Here is a 564-nt window from a genome sequence, read left to right on the forward strand (position 1 = left end):
CATGGCGGACTACACGCTTCCCGATCTCGACTACGACTACGGCGCGCTGGATCCCTCGATCTCCGGCAAGATCATGGAGCTGCACCACTCGAAGCACCACGCGACCTACGTCAAGGGCGCGAACACGGCGCTGGAGAAGCTGGCGGCGGCGCGGGAGTCCGGTGATTTCGCGACGGTGAACCAGTTCTCGAAGGATCTGGCGTTCAACCTCGGTGGTCACACGAACCACTCGATCTTCTGGAAGAACCTCTCGCCCGAAGGTGGCGACAAGCCCACCGGTGAGCTCGCGCAGGCGATCGATGAGTTCTTCGGATCGTTCGATGGTTTCCGTGCGCACTTCACGGCGGCGGCTCTGGGGATCCAGGGTTCGGGCTGGGCTGTGCTGGCGTACGAGCCCCTCGGTGGGAATCTCGTGATCGAGCAGTTCTATGATCAGCAGAACGGTGTGCCGGTCGCGACGATCCCGCTGTTCCAGCTGGATATGTGGGAGCACGCGTTCTACCTGGACTACCAGAACGTGAAGGCTGATTACGTGAAGGCGATCTGGAACATCGTGAACTGGGC

At 61.3% G+C, this 564-nt stretch carries 1 protein-coding gene; it reads left to right on the forward strand.

The features are described from left to right. Position 1: 1 nt before the first annotated feature. Positions 2 to 564, forward strand: a 563-nt coding sequence (locus tag ACT3UL_RS19215; RefSeq protein WP_444580001.1) for a superoxide dismutase, incomplete at its 3' end; no start/stop codon positions are given.

The organism is Brachybacterium sp. 107, assembly GCF_052379725.1.
In the GTDB taxonomy this organism is placed as follows: domain Bacteria; phylum Actinomycetota; class Actinomycetes; order Actinomycetales; family Dermabacteraceae; genus Brachybacterium.